A 16,604-nucleotide genomic window follows, 5' to 3' on the forward strand; every position below is an offset into this window, starting at 1 on the left:
CCGCCAGCGTGAAAAGCCAGGTCGATCCAAATGCGTCCGCGACAACGCTGGTTCCGGCCGCAGCTCGCTCGGCGGCGCCCTTCGATGAAAACCGATCAAGATGCCAATAGACTTTGTCGGCAGGCAGGGACCTGAGTTCCTTCCTCGCCAGCAGGCATGCCGGGCCTGCTTCTTCAACCGCGCCGCATTGGCGCGTTGTTGCCTGGGCAGACGCCGCTGAGGGGAACGCGGCCGCTGCTATCACGACAAGCCCGAAAAGCAATGCCCGCATCATCTCATGCTCCCGAAACAATACGCTAACATGCCTGCTTTGAAACGGCGCTACAACTATCGGGAATGGCGACAATTGGGCGTAACCGGAAAGGCCGGTTCTGGGAAAAATTCGCGTGAAACGGGCGTTGCCGTGGTTGGAATTTGCCTCGCCGCCTGGCAGGGGCTCGTCACTGCGCTCCGAGGAGCAGGACGACAAGACCGCAGGCCGCGCCGGTCAGTGTCAGCCAGACCCATGCCCTGACGACGCTGCGGGTGTGGAACACCGCCATCGCCACACCCGCGAAGACCGCGAAGCTGGCGATCGCGGCGCCGGTCGCCGCCTCGACCGGGTCGGTGCCGAGCCGGATCAGCAGCACCGCCAGCGCGGCGGTGAGCAGCGCGGTCAGCGCATAGGCGCCCAGCGTCCCGGCGGCCACGCGCGCGGCGAGCGACCAGCGCTCCATCGCGGCGGCCTTCACCGCTTCGCCCCCGGGCGCAGGATGCGCTCGCGGTTGGTGTTGGCGGTGACGGCGGCAAGCGCGGAGACGGTCAGCCAGCCGCACCACGCCAGCGTTCCGTAAGCCCAGCCGAGGCCGAGCCCGGAGGCCGCGAAGGCCAGCGCCAGCAGCGCGAACCCGCCGCCCCGCAGCTTTCGCGACGTGGCTTTCGGCAGCTTGCGGCGCAGCCAGTCCTGCTGGTGGCGGCTCATGGCGAGCAGCAGCAGCGCGAAGCCCGCCAGGCACAGGACAAGGGTCAGGGCGTGCGTCATGCGAAGGCCTCGCTCGATTCCCGGGATGTGCGGCGCGGCGCCGGGCGGGCGCGGCGGGTGAGCACGCGCCATGTGGCCAGCGCGAAGACGGCGGCGCAGCCCAGCATGGCGAGGTCGAAGACGACGAACAGGGTGTCGCTGCGCATCAGGCTCGGGATCAGGCCGCGCGGCGTGGTCAGCGCATTGACCAGCGGGACGAGCGCGTACAGCCCGGCGCAGGCCCCCAGCCCCTCGATCCAGCCCCGGCGCGCCGGGCGCGCCATGCCCCAGGCGAGCACGCCGCCCCAGACGATGAACAGCCAGTTGATCTCCCAGTCGGCACGCTGCTCCATATGCAGCGGCAGCAGCCGGTTGGCGAGGAAGTAGGCGGCGATCCCGGCGGGCGTGCCGGCGATCACGCCGATGTTGAGCCGCTCGGCGAGCCAGAACCCGAAGTACGGGCGCGCCGGATCGGTCAGGCGGGCGCGGCGCTTGACCGTCCACAGCACGAGCCCTGTCGCCACCATGACGGTGCCGAAAACGCCCGAAAGGAAGTACAGGAACCGCAGGCCCCAGCCGGAGAAGCGCCCGGCGTGCAGGTCGATCATGGTATGCTGGGTCAGGCTGGCTCCGCCCGGCAGCGGCGGCAGCGCCAGGACCTTGCCATCGACGGCGCTCATGCTGATGGCGCCGCGCGGCCCGGCAAAGGTATCGACCTGCGGATAGGCGACCAGCGTGGCGCCCGCGTCACCGGGATTGTTCACGGTGACGTAGCCCGGGTCGAACCCGGGGCGGGCCGTGGCCGCCCGCGCGAGCAGCAGCGTCAGCGGCATCGTCTCCGCGCGCGTCCCGGTCACCCGCGCCTCGGGTCCCGAAGGGAAGGCGGCGGCGTAGTAGGCCTCTTCGGAGGGGAAGCTGGCGCTGATCGCCCAGGGCATCAGCGTGAACAGCAGCGTCACCAGCCCGGTGTAGGTGATCATCGTCAGGAACGGCAGCGCCAGCACGGCGGTGACGTTGTGCGCGTCCAGCCACGAGCGCTGGCCCTTGCCGAAGCGGAGCATGAAGAAGTCCGCGAAGATCTTCTTGTGCGTCACCACGCCCGAGACGATCGCGACCAGCATGGCGAGCGCGGCGATGCTGACGAGATAGCGCGCCCACATCACCGGCATGTAGTGAAGGTCGAAGTGCATGCGGTAGAGGAAGTAGCCGCCCTTGGTTTCGCGCGGCTCGACCTGGGCGCCGGTCCCGGGGTCGAGCATGACTTCGGTCGCCTCGTTCCACTTGGCGCCGGGCCTGGCCCAGGACACGGTGAAGCCATCCCCCCCGCGCCCGTCGGGCAGCGCCAGAGTCCAGGTGCCCGCACCCGCGCCCTTCTCCCGCAGCAGTGCCTCGGCGGCGGCGATCGCGCGGGGCGTGACCGCGCCGGTGGTGATCTCGGGCCGCATCCAGTGCGAGATTTCCTGCTGGTAGTACGCGCTGGTCCCGAACAGGAAGATGACGAACAGCACCCAGCCCGGCAGCAGCCCGGTCCAGGTGTGCAGCCAGGCCATCGATTGGCGGAACGTCGATTTCATGCGGCACCTTCGCGGCGCGCCAACGCCGGGCGGCGCGCACGGCCGAGCCGCGAATCCATTCCCCTGCCTGTGCCTAGCGATCTCATTCGTCGCTAATGACAATCATCCGCATTGGTTTCCAGCTTTTTGATGCGATCGAGGCCGGAGTTTTTTTGCCTCCGGACCGGCCACCTCGCCGGACTTTCCAATCCGCCCGCCAAACTCCCCCACCGTGTCCGTTATGGCTTCAGTTCGCAGGAACGGATCGCCGGGTGAGGCATTCTCCCAGCGCTCCTTCCCGCACAGCGCGATGCCGATGGCGGTGAGCCGCTTTGTTGCAGGGGGCGAAAAGGGGTGAAATGCGCCGGCAACGCGGCGGCATTAGCCACCGAGGGGTCGAGCCTCTGAAGGGAGTTGGCCATGTTCCAGCAAACGATCGCGCCGCGCGGCGATCCGGCTGCGCCGCAGAAAATCTGCTTCTTCTTCAACGCGCAGCTCCACCATGTCTTCCACGCCATGCCGCTCGCGGTGGAGATGTCCCGCGATCCGCGCTTCGCCGTCGAGGTGGTGGCGATGACCGAGGATCATATCACGCTCGCGCGTGACATCGCCCGGCACCGCGGCGCGGGGGCCATGCATTTCATCCGCGTCGGCGGGCCGCTGCTGTCGGCGTTGACCCGGCTGACCGGCGGGGCCACGCCGCCCAAGCTTCCCGCGCTCGCGGCCGCGCGCAAGCGCCTGGCGGGGTACGACGCGGTCGTCGTGCCCGAGCGGACCTCGCTGCTGCTGCGCCTCGCCGGGCTGCACAGGACCCGGTTCATCCACACCTGCCACGGCGCGGGCGACCGCGCGGTCGGGTACGACCGGCGCATCCGCCAGTTCGACTTCGTGCTGCTGGCCGGGGAGAAGCAGCGCCGCCGCATGCTCGAGAAGGGCCTGATCCGCGAGGGGCACTACGCGATCGTCGGCTACGGCAAGTTCGACCTCACCGAAGGCCGCCTGCCCGACCGCCTGTTCGCGCAGGACCGCCCGATCGTGCTCTACAACCCCCACTTTTCCAGGCGGCTGGGTTCGTGGCCGACGATGGGACTCGACGTGATCCGCCAGTTCGCGGCGGACGACCGCTTCAACCTGATCGTCGCGCCGCACATCCGCCTTTACGACAACCGCCGCCGCCGCGCCGCGATGGAGCGGCAGCTGGCCGAGTTCGCGGGCGTGGGGCACATCCACATCGACCTCGGAAGCCCGGCCAGCGTCGACATGCGGTATCCCCGGGCGGCGTCGGTATACCTGGGCGACGTCAGCAGCCAGGTCTACGAATTCGTGGTCAGGCCGCGGCCCTGCCTGTTCCTCGACAGCCACGGGCCGGACTGGGATGGCGATCCGAGCTATCGTCACTGGAACTACGGTCCCGTCCATCGCGGCGCCGAGGGCATCGTCGACAAGGTCGCCCGCGCCATCGTCACCCACGACGCCTACCTTCCCGCCCAGCGCCAGGGCATCGCCGAGACGTTCGACCACGATCAGGGCCGGGCATCCGAGCGCGCGGCCCGGGCGGTGGGCGACTTCCTTGCCCATCGACCGGCGGCGCGCGCGGTGCAGCTTCAGGCCGCGCGGCGCAGGTCCATGCGGCACATCCTCGCGCATGAATGACAAGCCGGGACATGCGACGGGCGCGCGCATCTGGGTGGTCGCACGGGTACACGGGCCGGATGAAGGCGGGGTTCAGACTTACGTCGTCCAGGTGGCACAGGCCTATGCGCGGACGGGCTGGGCGGTCACCGTCTTCGCCAAGTCCTCCGCCGGCCCGCGCCGCGAGGTCGACGGCAATGTCACCCTCGTCGATGTCGGGCCGACCTTTCAGCTGCGCGTCTACCTGCGGCTCGCCCGGGCGATGGCGCGCGCCTGGATCGCCGGGGAGCGTCCCGAGGCGATCCATGCCTGCACGTGGCGCGCGGCGATCCCGGCCCTGCCGTTTCCCCGCCCGCTGATCGTGACCGTGCATGGCCGCGAGGTCGGCCGGCCGGCGGGGACCGCGTACCGGCTGATGCGCGCGGTGCTGTCGCGAACCGAGCGGGTCGTCGCGGTGAGCGAGGCGACGCGGGCGCTGATGCTGGCGCGCATGCCCTCGCTGGCGCGGCGCTGCGTGACGGCGTGGAATGGCGTCGTCGTTCCGCCCGCGCGGCCTGCGGACACCGGCAACGCCGTCCCGCGCATCATTACCGTGTGCCGCATGGTGCCGCGCAAGAACGTGCCTGCGGCGGTGCGCGCGGTGTCGCGCTGCCTGGCACGCGGGGTGCGGCTCGACTATGCGGTGATCGGCCGGGGCGATGACGAGCCGGCGGTGCGCCGCGCGGTCGATGGTCACGGCGGCAGCGACATCGCCATGACCGGCTACGTCAGCGACGCCGAACTCGCCGAGCGCTACCGCAGCGCCGACCTGTTCCTCCACCCCCAGATCGCGCTCGAGGACGGCGCCGAGATGGAAGGCTTCGGCCTCAGCGTGGCCGATGCGATGGCGCAGGGCATCGCGTGCATCGTCGGGCGCGACGGCGGGCCGGGCGAACTCGTGCGCGACGGAATCGACGGGCTGGTGGTGGACGGCCGCTCCCCGGCCGCGATCGCCGATGCGGTGGCGTTGCTCGCCGCGGATCCGGCCTATCGCCGGCGGCTCGGCGCAAACGCGCGGCGTTTCGCGATCGGGAATTTCTGCTGGGACCGCCATTGCCGGCTGGCGCTGGAGGGGCTCGTCGCGCCCATCGAGGTGGAGATCCCGCCGGCGCCCGTCCAGATTGTCAGCGGGAGGGGGAAGACGTAGCCAAGGTCCGAACGGCGCGGGTGTGCCGCTGCCGGGAAGCTTGTGCATCCCGTGCGTGTTGGTTGCCGATGCGGGGCAAACCGAGATTTCCTCGCAGCGTTCTGGCGGCGTACTCATCCCGGAACAGGCCACGTCGCACGAGTATCGGCACGACGTCGGTCCGGAAACGATCCCAGTCAGCCGGGTGCTGGACGAACAGATTGAAGCCGTCGGCCGCACCGCTTTGGTACCAGTGCTCGAGCGTGTCGGCGATGGTCTCGGGCGAGCCGGCGACACGCAGCCATGTCGCGACTTGCGCTTCCAGCACCTGGCGCAGGGTCGCGCCTTCGCGCCTGGCGCGGTCGATTTCCTCGTGGAAGCGGGTAATTCCCGCAGCCTCGGGCAGCACGATGTCGGGGAAGGGCGCGTCGAGGTCGTGGACGGAGAAGTCATGGCCGGCGAACTGACGCGAAAGGTTGGCAAGCGCGGTGCGGATGTCACCATCCGCTGTGCGGGCCCGCTCGATGCGCTGCGCTTCCTCGTCCGTGTCGGCGATGGTCACGCCCAGTGCAGGGATGAACAGCAGGTCCGCCGGATCACGCCCGGCCGCCTCGGCCCGGGCGCGCACATCGTTTGCCAGGTCCAGGGATTCCCGGGGACTGCGCGCGAAGCTGAACACGATGTCGGCATGGCGCGCGCTCAGCTCGCGCCCCTGCGGGGAGGTTCCGGCCTGCACCAGCGGGGGCTGGCCTTGCGGCGAGCGCTGGATGTTGAGCGGGCCGGTCACAGAGAAGAACTCGCCGCGATGGTCGAGCCGGTGCAGTTTGGAAGGATCGAGGAAGCGCGCGGCGGTGCGGTCGTGGGTGAAGGCGTCCTCCTCGTAGGAATGCCATAGCCCCTGAACGACCTCGACCGCTTCCGTCGCGCGGCGGTAGCGGGTTTCGTAGTCGCCGTGGCGGCTGCCGCTGAAGTTGCCCGCCGTGCCCGGATCCTGGCTGGTGACGATGTTCCAGCCCGCCCGGCCTCGGCTGATGAGGTCGAGCGAGGCGAGGCGGCGGGCTATGTCGAACGGTTCGGAATAAGTGGTGCTGATCGTCGCCACCAGGCCGATGTGGCTGGTCGCGGCCGCGACGGCGGACAGCAGGGTCAGCGGTTCGAGGCGGTTGAGGTGATGGCTGGGAAAGTCGGGCGTGATGTACTGGCTGTCGACGATGAAGACGAAGTCGAACCGGGCCTCTTCCGCTTCGCGCGCCTGCTTCACGTACCAGTCGATATCGACGCTGGCGTCCAGCGGCACGGCGGGATCGCGCCACAGTCCCTTGCCCGAAGCGTCGCCGACCCCGATGAGCACGGCCCCCAGCTTCAATGTCTCGCGTGTCATGTCGGGGGGCTCCTTCAATGTGCCGTCAAGAGGGTGCGCGTGCTCGTGGCCGATGCCCCGAGGGAGAGGCGGGGCGCGGCTTCGAGCAGCTTGCGCGTATAGGGATGCGACGGGTTGGCCAGCAGCGCCGCGGCCGGGCCCGTTTCGACGACCTGCCCGCGATAGAGCACGGCTATCCGGTCGGCGATGCCCGCCACCGAGCCGAGATCGTGCGAGATGAAGATCTGCGCGATGCCGCGCTCGTCGGCGAGATGGCGCAGCAGCCTGAGGACGTGGAGCCGGTTCACCGCGTCGAGCGCGCTGACCGGCTCGTCGAGCAGCAGCACCTTGGGATCGAGCGCCAGGGCGCGGGCGATGACGGCGCGCTGGCGCTGCCCGCCCGACAACAGGCGAGGCAGGCGAGTGGACAGTTCGGCTTCAAGACCAACGGCACGCAGGGCCGCCGTCACCGAGGCTTCGATGGCCGACACGCCCAGCCGGCCTTCCCGCAGTTGGAGGCCTTCGGCGATCGACGCGCCGATGGTGAGGTCCGGGTCCAGGCTGCGCAGCGGATCCTGGAAGACGTATTGCAGCACGCCCGAGCGGCGGAAATCGCGGAGGGCCGGCCCCGTCAGTCCGTCGATCCGCGCGCCGTCCAGCGCGATCGCGCCGGTCGCGGCCGGGATCAGGCCCAGGATCGTGCGCAGCAGGGTGGTCTTGCCCGAGCCGGTCTCGCCGATCAGGCCGAGGATTTCGCCGGGGGCCACCTGAAGGTCGATGTCCTGCACCACCGTGCGGATGCCGTAGCCGGCATGGAGGCCCCGGACGGTGAGAAGGGCAGGGCGCTGCACCGCCTCGGCGGCCTGTGGCCGGTCCGTTTCGATGGCGGGGACGGCGTGATCGTCGATCAGGCTGCGCGTGTAGGCGTGTTTGGGGTGCCGCAGGATTTCGCGGGTCGGCCCGGCCTCGACGATCTCGCCCGCGCGCATGACGATGACATGGTCGCAGACCTGCGAGACGACTGCGAGGTCGTGCGAGACCAGGACCAGCGTCAGGTCCTCCTCGCGGCGCAGCTTGTCGATCAGGGCGAGGACTTCGGCCTGCACCGTCACGTCGAGCGCGGTGGTCGCCTCGTCCGCGATCAGCAAGCCGGGGCCGGCGCAGACCGCGAGCGCGATGAGGACGCGCTGGGCCATGCCGCCCGACAGTTCGTAGGGATACTGGCGGTAGACCGCTGCGGCATCGTCGAAGCCGACCCTGCCGAGGAGGTCGAGCGCGCGGGCGCGGGCGGCCTTGCGGCGCAGTTTCAGCGTCGCGCGGATTGCTTCGGCCAGTTGGCGTCCGACCGGGATCGACGGGTTGAGATAGGAGCCGGGGTCCTGGAACACCGCGGATAGCTCCACTCCGCGCAGGGCCCGCCACGATTTCGCATCGAGCCGCGAGAGGTCGACATCGCGATAGCGGATCGAGCCCGAGGCCACGCTGAGCCCCGGCGGCAGCACGTCGAGAATGGCGCGGCAGGTGAGCGACTTGCCGCTCCCCGATTCCCCGACGATGCCCAGCGTGCCGCCGCGCGGAAGGTCGAAGTTCACGCCGCGCACCAGTTCGCGCCCGTCGGCGGCGACGATGCGCAGGCCGTTGATCGAAAGGATCGGTTCGACGGGCTCGATCCGGCGGGCGTGGCGATCGAGGCTGACGACGTTGTCGAGAGTGGTCATGCGCGCTTCTCCTGTGTGCCGGCATCCCGCATCGCATCCGCCAGCGCGTTGAGCGCCCAGACCGTCGCGACGATCAGCAGGGCAGGGGCGATGGGGCCGAAGGGACGGTCGTAGAGGGTCGAAAGGTCGGTCGCGAGCAGCCCGCCCCAAGTGGGGTCGGGGGGAACAACGCCGATGCCCAGGAACGTCAGCGAGGCGACGATCGACAGGCATGCGCCGGTCATCGAGGCGGCCGAGACCGCGACAGCGGGCAGGACCTTGGAGACGACGTGGCGGCGGATGATCGAGGCGGTCGACGCGCCCATCAGCCGGGCTGCCTCGATGTACTCGGCATTGGCGACGGAAAGCGCGGCGGCGCGGCTCACGCGGAAGAAGGCGGGGGTGATGAGGATGCCCACCGCGAACATCGCCTGCGCCAGCCCGTTGCCCAGCATCGCCGTCATCGCAATGGCGAAGACCAGGAACGGCAGCATCATCAGCGCGTCGACGAGGCGCAGACCGACCCATTCGAACCGCTTGCCCAGGAAGACCGAAAGCAGGCCTGGAACCACACCCAGCAGCATCCCGATCGACACCGAGAGCAGGCTGGCGAGCACCGAGACGGTCGAGCCCGCCAGCAGGCGGCTGAAAACGTCGCGGCCCAGCGCGTCGGTGCCCAGCCAATAGGCGGCGCTCGGCCCCTGGAGCAGCGCGGACGGATCCTGCGCCAGCGGGTCGTGCGGCGCGAGCCATGGGCCGAATGCGGCCAGCAGCGAGACCACCGCCAGGATGACGATGGCGGCGCGTGCGCTGGGGTAGCGGAGCAGGTTTTGGATCATCGGTTCAGCCCCTTCGCCGGGCAGCGGGTTGCAGCACGCCGAGCAGGACGTTGACGCACAGGTTGCAGACGAGGATGAGCACGATCGAGACGACCAGCGTTCCCTGCACCACCGGCACGTCGCCGCGCAGGGCGCTGTCGGCCGCGAGCTTGCCCATGCCGGGCATGTTGAAGATCGCCTCGGTGACGACGGCGCCGCCGATCAGCATCGGCACGCGCAGGGCCACCACCGTCAGCGCCGGGCCGGCGGCGTTGCGCAGGACATGAACGAACAGGATGCGCCGGCGCGACAGGCCGCGCACCACCGCTCCGGTCACGTAGTTCTCGGACAGGGCGCTGACGAGCCCGGTGCGCAGCTGCCGGGCGAGGTCGGCGACCACGTCGACGCTCAGCGCCGCCGCCGGGATGCCGATCGCGGCGAGCCAGCCCGCCGGATCCTCGGAAAACGGCACGTAGCCCGAGGAGGGCAGCCAGCCCAGCCACAGGCTGAACACCAGGATCAGCACGAAGGCGACCACGAAGGGCGGCAGCGAGGAGACGATCGCGGCGAAAAGCGTGATCGCGCGGTCGGTCCGGGTGCCGCTGCGCACGCCGGCGATGAGGCCGAGCCCGGTGCCGAACACCAGCCCCACCAGCAGCGCCATGCCGGCGATCGAAAGGCTGATCGGCAGGCGCTGGAAGATCAGCTCGGTCGCGCGCACGCCGTTGAACCACGAGGTGCCGAGGTCTCCGCGCAGGAGCTGCCCCATCCAGCGCAGGTACTGCACCACCACCGGCTGGTCGAGGCCGAGGTCGGCGCGGATGCGCGCGATTGTCTCGGGCGATGCGGCGTCGCCCGCGATCCCCGCCGCCGGATCGAGACCGGAAACCACGCCCAGCAGGAACGTGATCAGCGTGGCGACCAAGAACACCGGCACCGCGATTCCCAGCGTCGATCCGACGAAGCGCGCGGCCGCGCGCCCGTGGCGCAGCCGCACTGCCAGTGCGCCTTGTTGCAGGGCAGCGGTCATTCGACGGTCACTCCTTCCCAGCGCACCTGCGACGGCACGATGTTGAGGTGCTTCACCCGCGAGCGCGAGGCGACCACGGTCGGCGTGCTCAACAGCCACACGCTGGGGCCCTGTTCGACGCCCAGGCGGGTCGCGCGGTGCAGGCGTTCGATGTAGTGCGGATCGTCGATCGGGGTGGCGCGCACCTCGTCGACGGCTTTCAGGAACGCGGGCGCCGAATAGGGCCCGCTCAGGTTCATGATGCCCTGCGGGCCGTAGACCGCCAGCAGGTTCTGGATCGGCGATTCACGCCCCACCGTACCGTCGATGGCGATGGCCGGGCGCTTGGCTATATAGACCTCGCTCTGCCAGCTGGACGAGCCGGGCGGAATGATCCGCAGCTTCGACTTGATCCCCACGCGGGCAAGCTGCGCCTGGAGCAGTTCGGCAAGGCCTTCGCTCGACACCGGGTTGATGACGATTTCCACCGTCAGGCTGCCGGGCGCATGCCCTGCCTGCGCAAGCAGCGCCCTGGCCCGGGCTGGATCGTAGCCCCACTTGTCCCTGGTCTCGGGATCGAAGGCGAAATAGTGCGGCGGGAACGGCTGGTTGGAGGGCGTACCTAGGCCCGCCGTCAGCGTCTTGACCAGCTCGTTCCGGTCGATCGCATAGCGCACCGCCTCGGCCACGCGCGGGTCGTTGAACGGGGCCCTGTTGCGATTGATCATCAGGTCGGACGAGTTCAGCGAGGGCGCCGTCGTCACCTGCAGGCCCCGCGCCCGTGCTTCCTCCACCCGCTTGGGCGCGATCGGCGCGACGTCGATGGCGCCGGACATCAGCGAGGCGATGAGCGTCGAAGGGTCGGACAGCGTGGTCAGTTCCAACCGCTCGATATGGATGTTCGCCGCATCCCAGTAATCCGGGTTCTTGACGAAGTAGGCGTGCGATTCGGGCACGAACTCCACCATCTTGAAAGGCCCCGCGCCGACGGGCCAAAGCGCCAGCTTGGCGGGATCCTTCGCGGCAGCGGTGGGGCTGGCGATCGCGCCGACGCGCCCAGCCATGACATAGGGCAGCTGATAGTCGGGCCGGGCGAGGTGGAACACCACCCGGCGCGGGCCGTTGGCGGCGAAGCTGGCGATGCTTTCTATCTCGGGACGCAGGAACGAATCCTTCTGCGTCTTGCCGCGTTCGAAGAAGGCCTTCACCGCTGCTGCGTCCAGCGCGGTGCCATCGGTGAACTTGAGGCCTTCGCGCAGTTCGAAGGTCAGCGTCCTGCCATCGGGCGAGTAGGCCCAGCTTTTCGCCAGCGCCGGCTGGACGTTGCCCTGCCTGTCGAGCCGGGTGAGCGAGGCATAGGCGATGCTCACCGGGTTGATGTCGGCGCCGGTGCGGCTGGTCACGGGGTCCCAGGAGGTCGGCAGCATGTAGGCCCAGCGCAGCCGCGCATTGGCCTTGGCGTCACCGCCGGAGCCGCCGCACCCGGCCACCGCGAGCGCGGCGGCCAGGATGACGGCCCATTGCTTCCATCGATTGCGGATCACGAGGTCACCAGCGTCCGTTCCCCGCTGCCCGCCGTTTCGAACGGGGCCGCGGGAGTGCGTATGTTGGTCGGCTTGGGCAGGCCGAGGTGGCCCCGCAGCGTGCTGTCGTCGTAGTCGCTGCGATAGACGCCGCGCGCCTGCAGGATCGGCACGACTTCATTGACGAAACGGTCGAACTGGTCGGGGTGGCCAAGCATGACGTTGAGCCCGTCGAGCGCACCGGCTTCGAACCAGCGGGTGATTTCGCCCGCCACGGTTTCAGCGCTGCCGGTAAACGGACTCTTGTACGAAGCCGCAATGCTTTCGACCGTCTGGCGCAAGGTCAGCCCGCCCTCGGTGGCGAACTGGACGATGCGCTGGGCCTGGGTGAAGAAGCTGCGGCGCGCGTGCTCCAGCGCTTCGGCAGGGAAGGGCGCATCGAGGTCGTACTGGCGGAAATCGTGCCAGCCGAACGAGCGGCCGAATTCGGCCAGCGCCAGTTCGAAGCTGGTGTCGGCGCGACGGGTTTCCTGCTCGATGCGGCGCGCGTCCTCGTCGGTGTCGCCGACGTAGATGCTCACGCCCGGCAGGATCAGCACATCGTCGGGGCCGCGCCCCGCCGCCACTGCGCGCCGGGCGATGTCCAGCTTGAATGCGGCGCCCGCCTCGATCGAGGCGGCGTGGGTGAAGATCGCATCGGCGGTCAGCGCGCCCAGGTTGCGGCCCTGGTCGCTGTCGCCGGCCTGGAAGATCACCGGCTGGCCCTGCGGCGAACGCTGCAGGTTGAGCGGGCCGGTGACCGAGAAGTACTTCCCCTTGTGGTTCAGCGCGTGAAGCTTGTCGGGATCGAGGAACACGCCAGTCTCGCGATCCCGCACGAAGGCGTCGTCTTCGTAGGAGCGCCATAGGCCCTGCACCACGTCGAGATACTCGAAGGCGCGGCCATAGCGCGTCTCGTAGTCGTAATGCTCGTCGAGGCCGAAGTTGCCCGCCGCGCCCGGATCGCCGCTGGTGACGACGTTCCAGCCCGCGCGGCCCTTGCTGATGAGGTCAAGCGAGGCGAGGCGGCGCGCCAGGTTGAACGGCGAGTTGAACGAGGTCGTCAGCGTGCCCACCAGGCCGATGTGGCTGGTCGCCACCGCCAGCGCCGAAAGCAGCGTCAGCGGCTCCAGCCGGTTGAGGTAGTGCGGCGGCGAATCCCTGGTGATGTACTGGCTGTCGACGATGAACACGAAGTCGAACTTGGCGGCTTCCGCCTTGCGGACCTGCTCGATGTACCAGTCCACGTCGACGCTGGCGTCGGCGGGGATGTTGGGGTCCAGCCAGCGGTTGTGCTGGCCCGGGCCACCGACCCCGGTGGTGACGAGACCGAGCTTGAGGGTGCGCTTCGTCATGATCGTAACTCCTTTGCCGAATGGGGTGGGTGGAGAATTCAAAGACGCCCCTTGAGCGTCACGCCGTACATGCGCGGTTCGCCAAGGGCCCCCTGGACGATGCCGTTGGAGGCGCTGACCGACAGCGTGTTGAAATAGTCCTTGTTGAACAGGTTGCGGACCCAGAGGGAGGCTTCCCAGCGGTCGTCGGGCGCGCGGACGCCGCCGTGCAGGCCGACCAGCGTGTAGCCGTCCACGTAGCTGAACGGGTCGAGGTTGACCGCCGCGTAGAAGCCGGAGCGGTAGCTGATGTCGCCGCCGACGTAGGCATCCACGGTGCCCAGGCCGCGCGTATATTCAAAGTTGCCGGTCGCCGCGTACTTGGAGGCGCCCGAGGCCCGCTGCCCCGACAGGTCCTGCGAAGGCAGATACGAATAGAGGTACTGCGACGGCGCGTTCGTGTAGGAAACGTAACTGGCGTCGTTGTACGTGCCGGCGACGCCCACCGTCAGCCCTTCGAGCGGCTGGGCACGGGCATCCACCTCGACCCCGCGCGAGCGCAGCTTGCCGACGTTGCTGATGTAGCCGACGGCCGGGGTCACCGCGTAGTTGACGAAGTTGGCCTGGTAGTTGCTGGCATCGGCCCAGAACAGCGCGAGGTTGAACTCCGCCTTGCCGCCCAGCAGGCGGGTCTTGATGCCGAGTTCGTAGTTGTCGACCTTCTCGGGCTTGACGAAGATGTCGACGCCGAGCGTCTGGCGGACCAGGTTGATGCCCGGCGACTTGTACCCGCGCGAGTAGGACGCATACGCGTGTACATCGTCCGACAGGTCGTAGGCCGCGATCGCCGTGCCCGACAGGTTGCTGGTGTTCTTCGAAGCGGTGTACGATCCGGCGGGGGCATAAGCCGCGCGCAGCGCCGCAACTTGCGCCTGGATCGCCGGAGCGAAGCTGGAAAGCGGCGCGTAGTCACCGGTCGCATAGGCATCGTAGAGGCCGGTCTTGTGCTCGTAGGTATAACGCAGGCCGCCGGTCAGTCGCAGCGAGGGCGAGATGTTCCACGTCGCCTGGCCATAGGCGGCATAGCTGTAGGTCGCCGGCACGACGCGGGCGTAGGACACCAGGCCGTCGAACACCGTGGCGGGCAGGGCCGAAACCGCCGCAGTGGGCGTGTTCGCGGTGGTCAGCCAGATCGTCGCATCGCGGCCGTAGAGGTTGATCACGTCGTCGTCGGCTTCCTGCCAGAAGAAGTAGAGGCCGGCAGTGTAGTCGATGGTCTGCTCGCCCTTGGAGGCGGCGCGCAGTTCCTGGCTGAACTGCTGCTGCTTGGTGGCGACGACGGAGTTGGTGATGATGTTGGCGCCGAACTGGTCGCCGTCGTAGTTGGGCACCCACCTCCAGTTACGATAGGCGGTGATCGAGGTGAGGTTCAGCGGCCCCACGTCCCAGTCCGCGCGCGCCTGCAGGCCCCAGCTCGGCATCTCGTCGTATTGCGAGCTGTCGATGTCGGTCTTGCGGTCGAAGGCGTTGACGGTGCCTGGCACGTAGCCGACATCGGCGGCCCGGCGATAGAAGCCGCGCACTTCCGACCCGTTCGCACGCACGGTCGGCAGCACGCCGGCGACGCTGGTGAAGCCGACGTCGCCCTTCTGGATCGAATAATCGGCGATCACGCGCAGCTTGAACGCATCGGTCGGCTTGTAGAGCAGGTCGAAGCGCGCGGCGTGGTTGTCGAGGTTGTCCCAGTCCTGGCGCTGGGTGGTGTTGTAGATCAGCCCGTCGCGCTGCGTGCGCAGGTACGAGACGCGGAAAGCGAGGGCGTCGTTGACGACGCCGTTGTACGAGAAATACCCGCGCAGCTGGTTGTAGTTGCCATAGCTCAGCTCGGCGCGTGCCTGGGTTTCGAACTCGGGCTCGCGCGTCTTGATGTCGATCGCGCCGGCGACGGTGTTCTTGCCGAACAGCGTGCCCTGCGGCCCGCGCAGCAGCTGGATGCTCTCGATGTCTATGAGGTCGGTGATGACCGAACCCGTGCGCGGGCGATAGACGCCGTCGACGTAAAGGCCGACACCCTGTTCCAGCCCGTCGTTGGTGCCACCGGCATTGGTGCCCAGGCCCCGGATGGTGATCGTCTGGTTGCGCCCGCTGAAGCCCTGGATGTTGAGGCTGGGCAGCTGCTGGACGATCTGCTTGAGCGACGTGGCGCCCTGCGCCTCCAGCTGGCGGCTCGAAATGCTGGAGATGGCGATCGGCACTTCCTGTGCACTTTCGGTGCGATAGCGGGCGGTGACGGTAATTTCGGAAATGTCCGCGGCGTCGGCCGTATCGGCCTCCGCAGCTGCGGCTTGCCCGGAAAGAGCTGCCGTCAGTGCCATGGTCATCGCCGATCCGATGAGTGCACTGCGCCGCTTTGCCGGTACTGCCGGAGAATGAAACCGCTTCAAGAAAACCCCCTTGTTGATCGAGCTGACCTTGGCGGAGGTTAAGGCCTGTCATTGTCTACTCATTCAATAGAGTTATTGTCATTGGCATATGACTTTCCCTGATAGCGGCGGGCCGGCAAAACGGCCCAAGGTGACGGAGACCGCTGGACGATGGGTCTGTGTGCGTTGGGAGAAGCAAGGCATTGCTTAGCCTTCGTTGGCGGCGGAGGCACTGCTGCCCATCATCTGGGTTGCATGCGGCGCGGGGCGCTACGAGGCCGTAAGTTCGAAAGTCGCGATGCGAATGGTGAAACTGCCATCATCCTGAATGGCGAAAGCGCTGCGGACTTCCTCGCAGGCCCCCGTTTGCAACATACGAATGGCGGTGGTCAGCGCGTCGGGTGTGCGCATGCGTCCTATCCAGGAAGCGAAGTCCATCGCCAGGGTATGAGTGGAGACAGACCCCAGGTCGAACCCCGCACGGCCAAGCGCTGCCGACCATTGCGCCATCCCATAGTCCCGGACGTGGCTGCGATCGCGCAGGAGTTCCACCGCCTGGAGATGTGTATCGAGCATAGGATGATCCGGCGAAACGACGTCAATGAAGATCGCGGCCGATCCCGTCTTCAGCACCCGCCGCGCCTCGCGCAGACCGGCGTCGAGATCCTGCCAATGGTGCGCACTCATCCGGCAGACCACCGCGTCGAATTCGCCATCCGCAAAGGGCAGCGCTTCTGCCGCTGCCTGTCTGGTTTCGATGTTGCCAAGGCCCCGGCGGGCTGCCTGCGCCGCCACCGCATCGAGCATCGATCGGGACAGGTCAGAGGCGACGACTTTCGCCACGTGCGGCGCGATGGTGTAGGAGACATGCCCGCCACCGGCCCCGAGGTCGAGCACGGTTGCTCCCGCCCAGCCTTGCGCAATGTGGGCCAGCCGTTCCAGATCAGGGCCGCTGGAGTGTGCGGCGCTGGAAACGTAGGCGTCCGCCTGTCCGCCGAACTGCTGGTTCACGATGGCGTTGTGCCCGCGTTGCATGGTGTTTGTGTTCCTG

The 16,604-nt window shown here is 68.4% G+C and carries 14 protein-coding genes; 2 read left to right on the forward strand and 12 right to left on the reverse strand.

Going from position 1 to position 16,604, the window contains the following annotated elements:
- The 4 genes from AC07M9_RS17565 to AC07M9_RS17580 form a co-directional block, all read right to left on the reverse strand.
- A partial coding sequence (locus AC07M9_RS17565) for a hypothetical protein (RefSeq protein WP_494885483.1) occupies positions 1 to 274 on the reverse strand: 274 nt, incomplete at its 3' end.
- Between the two features lie 166 nt (positions 275 to 440).
- Positions 441 to 731 carry a hypothetical protein gene (locus tag AC07M9_RS17570; RefSeq protein WP_494885485.1) on the reverse strand — a complete coding sequence of 97 codons (291 nt, stop codon included), beginning with the start codon at positions 729 to 731 and terminating at the stop codon, positions 441 to 443.
- On the reverse strand, positions 728 to 1,021 hold the full coding sequence (locus AC07M9_RS17575) for a DUF3325 domain-containing protein (protein WP_494885487.1): 294 nt from the start codon (positions 1,019 to 1,021) through the stop codon (positions 728 to 730). The genes AC07M9_RS17570 and AC07M9_RS17575 overlap by 4 nt, the downstream gene beginning before the upstream one ends.
- On the reverse strand, positions 1,018 to 2,574 hold the full coding sequence (locus tag AC07M9_RS17580; protein WP_494885489.1) for a PepSY-associated TM helix domain-containing protein: 1,557 nt from the start codon (positions 2,572 to 2,574) through the stop codon (positions 1,018 to 1,020). Before AC07M9_RS17580 ends, AC07M9_RS17575 begins: the two co-directional genes overlap by 4 nt.
- Positions 2,575 to 2,973: 399 nt before the next feature.
- Between AC07M9_RS17580 and AC07M9_RS17585 the strand changes: the two genes are divergently transcribed.
- Both AC07M9_RS17585 and AC07M9_RS17590 read left to right on the forward strand, forming a co-directional pair.
- Positions 2,974 to 4,206, forward strand: a complete 1,233-nt coding sequence (locus AC07M9_RS17585; protein WP_494885491.1) for a CDP-glycerol glycerophosphotransferase family protein — start codon at positions 2,974 to 2,976, stop codon at positions 4,204 to 4,206.
- On the forward strand, positions 4,199 to 5,371 hold the full coding sequence (locus AC07M9_RS17590) for a glycosyltransferase family 4 protein (RefSeq protein WP_494885493.1): 1,173 nt from the start codon (positions 4,199 to 4,201) through the stop codon (positions 5,369 to 5,371). Before AC07M9_RS17585 ends, AC07M9_RS17590 begins: the two co-directional genes overlap by 8 nt.
- On the opposite strand, the gene AC07M9_RS17595 is transcribed toward AC07M9_RS17590, so the two are convergent.
- From AC07M9_RS17595 to AC07M9_RS17630, 8 genes are all read right to left on the reverse strand, one after another.
- Positions 5,349 to 6,731, reverse strand: coding sequence for an NtaA/DmoA family FMN-dependent monooxygenase (locus AC07M9_RS17595; RefSeq protein WP_494885495.1), 1,383 nt, complete (start codon positions 6,729 to 6,731; stop codon positions 5,349 to 5,351). The genes AC07M9_RS17590 and AC07M9_RS17595 overlap by 23 nt on opposite strands.
- A 14-nt stretch (positions 6,732 to 6,745) precedes the next feature.
- The gene (locus AC07M9_RS17600) at positions 6,746 to 8,428 is read right to left on the reverse strand and encodes an ATP-binding cassette domain-containing protein (protein WP_494885497.1); all 1,683 of its coding nucleotides are present in this window, start codon (positions 8,426 to 8,428) and stop codon (positions 6,746 to 6,748) included.
- Positions 8,425 to 9,246, reverse strand: a complete 822-nt coding sequence (locus AC07M9_RS17605; RefSeq protein ID WP_494885499.1) for an ABC transporter permease — start codon at positions 9,244 to 9,246, stop codon at positions 8,425 to 8,427. The genes AC07M9_RS17600 and AC07M9_RS17605 overlap by 4 nt, the downstream gene beginning before the upstream one ends.
- A gap of 4 nt (positions 9,247 to 9,250) precedes the next feature.
- On the reverse strand, positions 9,251 to 10,255 hold the full coding sequence (locus tag AC07M9_RS17610; protein ID WP_494885501.1) for an ABC transporter permease: 1,005 nt from the start codon (positions 10,253 to 10,255) through the stop codon (positions 9,251 to 9,253).
- The gene (locus AC07M9_RS17615; protein WP_494885503.1) at positions 10,252 to 11,778 is read right to left on the reverse strand and encodes an ABC transporter substrate-binding protein; all 1,527 of its coding nucleotides are present in this window, start codon (positions 11,776 to 11,778) and stop codon (positions 10,252 to 10,254) included. The genes AC07M9_RS17610 and AC07M9_RS17615 overlap by 4 nt, the downstream gene beginning before the upstream one ends.
- Positions 11,775 to 13,151, reverse strand: a complete 1,377-nt coding sequence (locus tag AC07M9_RS17620; protein ID WP_494885505.1) for an LLM class flavin-dependent oxidoreductase — start codon at positions 13,149 to 13,151, stop codon at positions 11,775 to 11,777. The genes AC07M9_RS17615 and AC07M9_RS17620 overlap by 4 nt, the downstream gene beginning before the upstream one ends.
- Positions 13,152 to 13,189: 38 nt before the next feature.
- Complete coding sequence (locus tag AC07M9_RS17625) at positions 13,190 to 15,505, reverse strand: TonB-dependent receptor (protein WP_494885507.1); 2,316 nt, start codon at positions 15,503 to 15,505, stop codon at positions 13,190 to 13,192.
- Between the two features lie 318 nt (positions 15,506 to 15,823).
- Entirely contained in the window at positions 15,824 to 16,588 is a 765-nt protein-coding gene (locus tag AC07M9_RS17630) for a class I SAM-dependent methyltransferase (RefSeq protein ID WP_494885509.1), read from the reverse strand.
- Positions 16,589 to 16,604 lie beyond the last annotated feature (16 nt).

It is taken from the genome of Novosphingobium sp. GW821-FHT09E05 (genome assembly GCF_059416165.1).